Genomic DNA, 8263 nt, shown 5'->3' on the forward strand with positions numbered 1-8263 from the left:
AGAAGCCGTTATCAATCCGAGCGTGGTGGCTTTGATTTCGCAGGTCAGGCATGTTCTCGGCGAGTGGGCGGCAGGGATGGCGGTGTCGTGTCACCGCATCGTCGGAGGGCTGGATGCCGTCGCCCATGGGGCTGCTGGAGGAGCGGGAGCTGTCCGCGCGTCAGCGCTTGGAGGAGTGCCGTGAGGAGGCAGAGCGCGCTGCGGCCGCGCTCGCCGAGGCGGAGCGGGCCTGCGAGCGCGCGGTGATCGCGCGGGAGGAGTTCGCGGCGGCGCTGGCCCAGGCCCGCGCGGCGGACGGTCCGCCGCCGGATAGCGGGGGTCGGAGTGCGGCCGCGGCGCCGGGCACGATCGTGCCCGATTGGCGGCCCGGCCTTCGGCCGGCCGTCCTCGCCCCGGACTACCAGCGGATCATCGGCGCCCTGGAGGCGGCGGTGCGGGAGGGGATGGGGCCGCTGAACTGCCGTCAGATCGCCGCTCGGTTGGGCTGGGAGACCTCGGCCGCCGGGGTGGAGCGGGTGCGAGCCAAGGCCCGGCGGGTGGCCGAGCGGGGCTGGCTGGTCAAGGAGCCGGACGGCCGGTTCAGCGCCGTGCGGCCAGGCGGCGGGTCATGAGCGCGGTCATCGACCAGTAGATCATCGCCTCCGCGGCCGTGGTGGTGCGCTCGTAGTCGCGCGCCAGGCGACGGGTGCGCAGCAGCCATCCGTTGGTCCGCTCGACCACCCAGCGGCGCGGCAGCACCGCGAAGCCCACCGTGTTCTCCGCGCGCTTGACCACCTGCAGCACCAGTCGTAGTGCGGCACCGGCCCATTCCACCAGCGCCCCGCTGTAGGAGCTGTCGGCCCAGATCAACTTCAAGCGGAAGTACCGGGCGCGCAGGGGCGGCAGCATAGCGTGCGCGGCGTCGCGGTCGGTGGTCGAGGCGGCGGTCACCAGTACGGCCAGCAGCAGCCCGAGACAGTCGACCACCAGATGGCGCTTGCGCCCATTGATCTTCTTTCCGCCGTCGAAGCCGCGCGAGCCGGCACCGACCACGGCATCGGCCTTGACCGACTGGGAGTCGATGATCCCGGCTGACGGCTCCGGGTCACGGCCCTCCTTCATGCGCACCTGTCGACGCAGCCGGTCGTGCAGCTCGGCCAGCAGGCCCTGCGCGAGGTAGCGGCGGAAGAAGCGGTAGACGGCCGCCCAGTCGGGGAAGTCGACCGGCATCGCGCGCCACTTGATGCCGCCGTCGACCAGGTAGAGCACGGCGTCGACCATCACGCGGTGGCAGTAGGACTCCGGTCGGCCGCCCCGCCCCTGAAGCCAGCGCGGCATCGGCAGCGCGTCGCGGACCACCGCCCACTCAGCGTCGGTCAGATCGCTGGGGTAGCGGCGCACACGGCCTTCGTGGTCGGCGGCGTTGCCGAACCGGTGAGCGAGGCAATCGCACCGCGACACGCCGGAGTTGGACGCCGACGCGACGGGCGCGGAAGACTGTGACACCTGGGCCTCCTGGGTGCTTGTTGACTCGACATCTCCGAGCTACGCAGGAGGCCCTTCCTTCATGCGCCGGCCAGTCCGTGATCATCCGAACGGGAGCAAGACCCGCACGCCCGTCCGTTCCTCAAGCTGCAAGATCGCTTTGATAACGGCTTCTTATCCCGCTGCCCAACTGCTATGGCGTGGGCCGGTACACCCACGATGACCAGTGCCCCCGTGTCGGTGAGGCTCGGCGTCACGATGTTGACCGTGGTGCCCCGTGAGTCGATCTCCTTGGCCAGCGACTTGCCGAAGCCGCTCGCACCGGCCTTCGAGGCCCCGTAGCTCGTCTGCCTGGCCTCGCTTGTGAGCGCGACCGCGGACGAAATGGGCACGACCCGACCGTGCTTGGTCCACAGCATGCTCTGCATCGCCCGCTTGAATGACCAGAAAGTGCCGGACCGGTTGGTCCCAAAGACCGCCGCCACCAGTGATCAGTACGAAGCGAGACATGACGAACCTTCACGCGAGTCAACTAACCGAACCCNCCGCCAGCACGGGAATGCGCCAGCGCGGTGATGCCGGTGACTTTAAACGGAAAAGCAGGGGGCAGGGGAACGCAAAGCCCGTGGTTATCCTGCCGGTGAGAACTGACAGTTCCCATTCTTCTGGCTAAGGGTGCTCAATACCCGGAGGTCACGCACATGTCGCCAACTACCTGGAAAATACGGGCAGTTGGTCCGTGCTGCGAGCGGTCCGGGCGGGGTGTGTGAGCCGGGAATGTGATCTGCATCCCCCTCTCGACAGTTATCTGAACGTTATAAAAAGTGGGTGCGACGGAAATCCCGATCGTCACCTATATTCTGCGGCAAGCCTGTCAACGCTGTAATGCATCGGACATCCCCGACTTTACGGCTGTGTTCGAGAGCAGATCCACTCCAGGGATCGCGCAGGAGGAGACGGCACAGCTGGCCGACGTTAGCCGCCGTTGGTACAACGCCCTGGAATCCGGGCGGTCAGCGGACTGAACGCCCTCTCTAACGAGATCTCGATTAACCGGCCCATCCTTGATAGGGCAGAGGGTCGTGTGCTGTGATGCTGCGTTCGATCACTCCTGTGGGTGTGGGTACTGCTTCTGGGGGTTGCGGAGAGGCGTCAGCGTGGCAGAGCTTCGTGGGCGGCTCCTTCTTCGGTCCGGGCCTGGGGTGTGGTGCGGTGGTCGCACAGGAGAAGTTCGCCGAGCGCAGTTTCGGCCTGGGCTACGGCTTCGGTGAGGGCCTGCATGTGGGCTTGCGGGAGATTGCCGGCGCCGAGACCTGATGCGGTGATCACTGCGGTGAGTTTCCGGATCTGCTCACTGGCCAGGTGGGGGCGCGTGGCGTGGTGGTTCAGAACGTCGCGTGCGGCCCAGGCGTCGTGGTTGGCCACGTTGGCGACGACTGTCCGCAGCAGGGCGGCTGTCGGGCTGGTGCCGTCCTGGTCCAGTTCCAGTGCGGCCAGGCCGACTCTGGTCTGGAACACCGCGGTCGAGGGCTCGTGCTCGGCGATCAGCGCGGCTGCGTCACGTAGGACGCGGTCCAGGTCCGGATGCGGCAGGGGCGAAGGGTCGGGCCGGCAGTAGGCACGCAGGAGAGCTGCGACGGTGTTCTCCCACGGCTCGGTGGGGACGGCGGAGTCGATCATGTCGCGAGCCTGCTGATCGAGGCCGCGTTCCATCAGCGACATGATCTGGATTTGGCGGCCGTCGAGGAGACGGTTGGCGATGCCGCGGTACCTGGCCATGGCTTCGGCAGCCTCGGTCCAGCGGCCTGTCCGCGCCAGGGCCCTGGCGCCGTCGACGAGCACGGTGATCCACAGTTCCTCGCAGACCTTGCGGTGGTCCGCGTCCGTACTGATCAACGCCGGCAGGTCGACGGTGTGGCCGTGGATCTCGGCCGCTTCGCGCTTCTGGGCTGCGCGGTACAGCCGTTTCAGGACGTCGTAGGCGGCTTCGCCGTCGCCCTCGCGGGTCAGCAGCCGGGAGATGTTGATCAAGGGCATGAGGGACATCACGGCGGTGCCGCCCGTGAGGTGTCCGGTGTCGGCGAAGACCTGGTGCTGTCTCCAGCACAGGTCGGCTGCCAGGTCGGGCATTCCGACGTCGGAGGCGATCAGCGCAGCGTAGTTGAGGACCCCGCTGGCGCGGGCCACCAGATCGTGGTGGCCCGCGCCAGCGGGCGCGACGGTCAGCCCGGTGAGGTGGGCGATGCGCTCGTCCAGCGGCAGCGCTGGTGCCTTGGGACGGCGGACCAGGGGGATGCGGCCGGCTATCGCGGGGATCATCGGCTCAGTCCTTGCGCGGCCAGTCGACGACGAGACGGCTGTGGGGCTTGTCGATGACGAAGCGTGGATCGGCTGCCGTGAGCTGGTCGCGGGCGTCGCCCACGGCCATGCGGAAGGTGGGTGCCGGCGCGGTGTTGCCCCAGCCCTCGTCCCAGTCGCGGATCGCGTCCGCGACCTGGTCGGCGAGGTCGGCGGCGCGGGGGCCGTGGCCGATGACGCCGATCTCCCAGAACCTGCCCTTGTCGTCCTCGCCTTCGCGGATGGTCAGGTAGGCCAGGGTGTCGCCGTCGAGCGCGGCCATGGACCCCCAGCCGAAGTGCGGGGTGAAGCCGGGGCGGGAGCCGGGCATGCGGGACAGGCCGCCTGGCAGCACGGAGGCCAGGTACAGGTACAGCCACTCCCAGGGATCGCCCTGGCGGAACTTCACGCCGGAGTAGACCTTGGCCGACGGCTGGTCCAGGACGGTGCGGATCGCGTCGCGGTCCACGTCCTGCTCGCTGAAGGTCTCCAGGCGGACGTTGCCCTCACCGGCCATGGGCACGAGGGTGTAGGTATCGTCGCAGACGCCCTTGCGCAGGGGCACGAAGGTCGCCATCTCGCAGGAGGCGGTCTTCCAGGTGTCGCCGTCGCGTTCGAAGGCGAAGCTGCGGGAGATGCTGCCGCGGATCCGCATGGGGAGGACCAGGCGTCCGCCGGGTGCGAGCTGGTCGAGGATCTTCACGGGCACGTCGCCGGCGCCGACGGTGAACTGGATGCGGTCGAAGGGGGCGTGCTCGGGAAGGCCGGCGGCGCCGTCGGCCAGCACGGCGGTGACGTTCGAGGCGCCGGCCTGGGCGAGGTTCTTCTGAGCGCCGTCGACGAGGTCCTGGTCGACGTCCACGGTCCACACGTGGCCGCCGGAGGCCACGAGCTTGCCCAGCAGGCTGCCGTTGTAGCCGGTGGCGGCCCCGGCCTCCAGGACCCTGTGGCCGGGCTCGGCGCCCAGCTGCTCCAGCTGGGTGGCGACGATCGAGGGCGCGGAGATGCAGGAGATCATCTCGCCCGTCTCGTCGTGCTTGATGGGCACCGCGTCCTCCGTGTACGCCGACGCAAGGTCGACGCCGGGCAGGAACTGGTGCCGCTCGGTGGTGCGGAAGGCGTCGATGACGGCGGGGGTGCGCAGGTGGCCGCTCTCGATGAGGCGGTTCACCAGCGCTTCACGCAGGTCGGCGGGGTCGGTGACGGGCGTCACGGGGGTCTCCATTCGAGCGAGGTTAGGGTTGGGGGAAGCGGACCGGCGGGTAGACACGTCGGCTGCTTCTCCTGCGGCAAAGGCGACTTGGCGGGCCAGCCACGCGGTGGCGGCCTGCTCGGCGACAGGCACTCCCGCGCGGTTGAACGCGAAGATCGCGTGATGGGCGAGGACGGCGCGCAGGCCCCGTATCAGCCGCCCATCAGCGGCGAGCTTGCGCAGCTGATGGCCGGCGTCCTCGAAGGCGGCGATGCGTTCGGCCCAGCCGGGCTCGGCGTCCGGCCGCAGCGCTGCGTCGGCGTTCAGCAGGCGGCGCATGGCCGTGACTGCCCGGTCGCGCGCGGGGCTGGTGGGCGGAGAGACGGGGGGCCGCAGGGCGCCGAGTCTCGTCCAGACGTCCCCGACTTCGAACGGGTCCAGCCCAGCCGACCGGATCATGGCGGAGAGCAGCAGCACGCAGCGCTCTTTGGTGCCGGGGCTGCCGGTCTCGGGCAGGGCGCTGCGGCTGTCGGCGCAGAACACGTCGTGCGCGACGGCCATGCCTTCCGGCCCGCCGAATGCCTCGGTCTCCGGCTCGTAGATGCCGCCGACCCAGCCACTGACTTGCCGGTCGGCGACGAGGCCGTTCAGCAGGTCGGCGGCGGGGCGCTCGGCGCGCAGCCGCAGCCCTCCGTCCTTGCGCAGAAAGTGGAATCGCTGGTCATGCAGCGCGGCCGACAGGACCTGAGCGGCTTCGGGGCTCACCGCACCGCTGGGAAACGACACGTTGGCGTGCCACCAGTCCGTCTCGGTGATGATCGGAAGGGTCTCGTCGTCGACGTCCATGGTCGTGGGCGCTCCTTGCCGGTGGGTTCGGGGGCGGGGTCAGGTGATCAGCAGGGCTCTGGCCCAGCCCGTGGTGTTCGTGCCGCCGAGGGCCAGTTGCGCGCCGCTGCGGCCCTCCATGAAGCCGGGCTTGGGCAGCCGGTCCAGGTCCGCGGCCAGGCGCCTGTTCAGGTCGTCGATCAGCGGGGTGAAGCGCTCAGGCGCGGTACTGTCGCCGGCGGCGGCGCGGGCGATGGTCACCAGGCCGGCCCAGCCGTGGCACAGCGTGGCGTCGGTGATCCGCCCGAGGTGGGCCGGGTCGGTCAGCGTGCGCACGATGGTGTCCTCTGCCGCGCGCCGGCGGGCCGGGTCGTTCAGGGCGAGCGCGGCCAGTTGTTGGGCCCGGGCTATGCCGGGCCAGCCGTAGCACCAGGACGGGCGTGCGGGCTCCGGCTCGGATGGCGTGGGGGCGGACAGCTGGTCGTGGGTGATCCAGTAGCAGCCGCCGTACGTGTCCAGCCAGCGGGCGAACACCTCGATGGCATCGTGCTGTCCCGGCACGTGGACGTGGTGCCGGGCGGCGAGGGACAGCACCGCCAGGGCACCGGCGACGCCGTGCGCGACGCCGTTGTTGCCGTGCCCGCCGTCCATCTCCTCGCCGCCGGGCCCGACCGCGGACCACCATCCCGGCAGGTCCCGGCCCTCGATGTGGACCGGCCGTGACAGGGAGACGAGGTAGGCCAGCACCGCCTCCAGTCGCGGCGAGGCCGCTCCGCGGGTCAGCAGCAGCGCGCCCAGCCCAGTCAGGCCGCGGATGAGATCGAACTCCGCAAGGTGCGGCAGTGCCCCGGATGCCTGCCGTCGGCGTGCTGCGGCCAGCCGCGCATCCACGATGCGATCGACGGTGTCGCGCACGTCGCGGCCGGCATGTCCGGCGCGGCTGAGCACGAACTCCAACGCGGGGGCGCCGTGGAACAGGGACGCGTTGCCGCCGACGCTGACGCCGCCGGCAACGGCCCGCGCCAGGTGGCGCCGTGCAGTGGGAAGGTCACCGCGCTCGATGTGCAGCAGCGCCGTCCCGAGTGCGCCCTCGGACAGGTCCTGCGTCCGGGGCAGGGACGCCGCCGTCATGAGCGTGCCTTCAGCGGGAGGACGAGGCTGTGGGCCCGGCCGCCGATCCAGCCGTCGGCGTCTGGTGGCGGCGCATCGTGCAGGGTCGCGGCGCCGGTCGGGCCGGCATCCAGGTGGGCGCGCAGCAGGTCCAGGTGCATGTCCTGCCGCAGGTCGAGGGGGAGCTGCTGGTCGTCCTCGGACAGGAGCACGCGGTCCGGCACACGGAACCGGCCCATCCAGGCGTGCAGTTGAGCGGCCCACTGATCCAGCGTCGCGGTGCGGTCGGGCAGGTCCCGAGCACGTACCTTCCACCGCGCCGCCACCAGGATCGAACGGCGGTAGTGCAGCGCCGGGGTGAACGGCAGTGTCCAGGCCGCGCCCCAGTCGAACCAGGTCACCTGCGGCGCCGTAGTCCGGCTGATCTCGGCCAGGAACCGGGCAAGGGGAGGGGTGTAGTTGTTCCACAGGAAGTTCAGTGCGGTCGGTGCGAGCAGTTCCAGGTGCGTGCCGGTGGCAGCCTCGGTGAGGTAGAGGCGGCCGTCGCGGACGCCGACGGCCAGGTCGGAGGGGAACAGCACGTCCTTCGCGGGGTGCCGGAACTCGCCGACGCTGACCAGCCGGGGCAGCACGTGCGGGGCACGAGTGAGCAGGTCGGCCGGAGCGCGACCGGCGTGGAAGGAGAGTTGAGCCAGTTCCGCGCCGGGCTCGACCGTCGGCAGATCGGCGTACGTCGCGCCCGTGTCCGGGAACAGGTGCCAGAACCGGCCCGTCATCGAGCCGGCCGAGCGGGAGACGGTGGACACCTGGAGGCGGAAGTTCCCACTCTCCAGGGCGCGTGTCGAGGGGGCGTGGAGGCGTGCGCTCAGTTCGAGGTGGGGCGCGGTGACCGTGGGCTTGCCCGCGGCGGCCTCCAGCTCCTCGATCATCGCGCCGGACAGGGGCACCGATCGGGCGCCTTCGATCGCCGCGGTCCCGGCCAGTTCCAGGAGCAGCCGATCTCGTCGGGTCATCGGGCGAGGAGGCTCGGACACCCGGCCGAACCCATCGGGAAAGCCCAAGCCCTTCTCGGGGTCCACCACCAGCTCCAACGGCACCTCGACGCTCTCGCCGTAGCGCTCTGCGAACCGCTCGACGTAGCGGCGCCATACCGGGGTCCCCGTTGGGTGCGTAGCGAGCCGGGCGAGGACGGTCGCAGCAGTCTGTGCCTCCGTCAGGACCGCCGTGGGGAGCCGCACCGTGGCATCCAGCCGCAGATCCGGCGCCGCCGAGCTGCTGCGGGCGTCCTCCTGCAGAGCGGGTGGCAGAGAGCCGGTCGGGTCGACGACCGTGGCG

General features: G+C 70.5%; 7 protein-coding genes. 1 reads left to right on the top strand and 6 read right to left on the bottom strand.

Annotation, left to right across the window (positions count from 1 at the left end; genetic code table 11):
- Positions 1–113: 113 nt before the first annotated feature.
- Positions 114–611 (top strand): hypothetical protein, encoded by a 498-nt coding sequence (locus tag RH94_RS09525; protein WP_073947175.1) that lies wholly within the window; start codon positions 114–116, stop codon positions 609–611.
- Here RH94_RS09525 and RH94_RS09530 read toward each other — a convergent pair.
- The 6 genes from RH94_RS09530 to RH94_RS09555 all read right to left on the bottom strand — a co-directional run.
- Positions 580–1485, bottom strand: coding sequence for an IS5 family transposase (locus RH94_RS09530; protein ID WP_073947174.1), 906 nt, complete (start codon positions 1483–1485; stop codon positions 580–582). The genes RH94_RS09525 and RH94_RS09530 overlap by 32 nt on opposite strands.
- A 59-nt stretch (positions 1486–1544) precedes the next feature.
- On the bottom strand, positions 1545–1949 hold the full coding sequence (locus tag RH94_RS09535; protein WP_073947190.1) for an SDR family NAD(P)-dependent oxidoreductase: 405 nt from the start codon (positions 1947–1949) through the stop codon (positions 1545–1547).
- A 667-nt stretch (positions 1950–2616) separates the two neighbouring features.
- Positions 2617–3783, bottom strand: coding sequence for a hypothetical protein (locus RH94_RS09540; protein WP_199880906.1), 1167 nt, complete (start codon positions 3781–3783; stop codon positions 2617–2619).
- Between the two features lie 4 nt (positions 3784–3787).
- The gene (gene fxlM / locus RH94_RS09545) at positions 3788–5839 is read right to left on the bottom strand and encodes a methyltransferase, FxLD system (RefSeq protein WP_073947191.1); all 2052 of its coding nucleotides are present in this window, start codon (positions 5837–5839) and stop codon (positions 3788–3790) included.
- A gap of 39 nt (positions 5840–5878) precedes the next feature.
- The gene (locus RH94_RS09550) at positions 5879–6949 is read right to left on the bottom strand and encodes a lanthionine synthetase C family protein (protein ID WP_073947192.1); all 1071 of its coding nucleotides are present in this window, start codon (positions 6947–6949) and stop codon (positions 5879–5881) included.
- Positions 6946–8263 (bottom strand): lantibiotic dehydratase family protein (locus RH94_RS09555; protein ID WP_199880907.1); only part of this gene is annotated, 1318 nt, incomplete at its 5' end. The genes RH94_RS09555 and RH94_RS09550, both read right to left, overlap by 4 nt.

This window comes from Streptomyces kebangsaanensis, from assembly GCF_001906585.1.
Classification (GTDB): Bacteria; Actinomycetota; Actinomycetes; order Streptomycetales; family Streptomycetaceae; genus Streptomyces; species Streptomyces kebangsaanensis.

Coding starts and splice junctions, on each gene's coding strand:
- RH94_RS09525 (WP_073947175.1), top strand. CDS start 114: ATGCCGTCGCCCATGGGGCTGCTGGAGGAGCGGGAGCTGTCCGCGCGT.
- RH94_RS09540 (WP_199880906.1), bottom strand. CDS start 3,783: ATGATCCCCGCGATAGCCGGCCGCATCCCCCTGGTCCGCCGTCCCAAG.
- fxlM (WP_073947191.1), bottom strand. CDS start 5,839: ATGGACGTCGACGACGAGACCCTTCCGATCATCACCGAGACGGACTGG.
- RH94_RS09550 (WP_073947192.1), bottom strand. CDS start 6,949: ATGACGGCGGCGTCCCTGCCCCGGACGCAGGACCTGTCCGAGGGCGCA.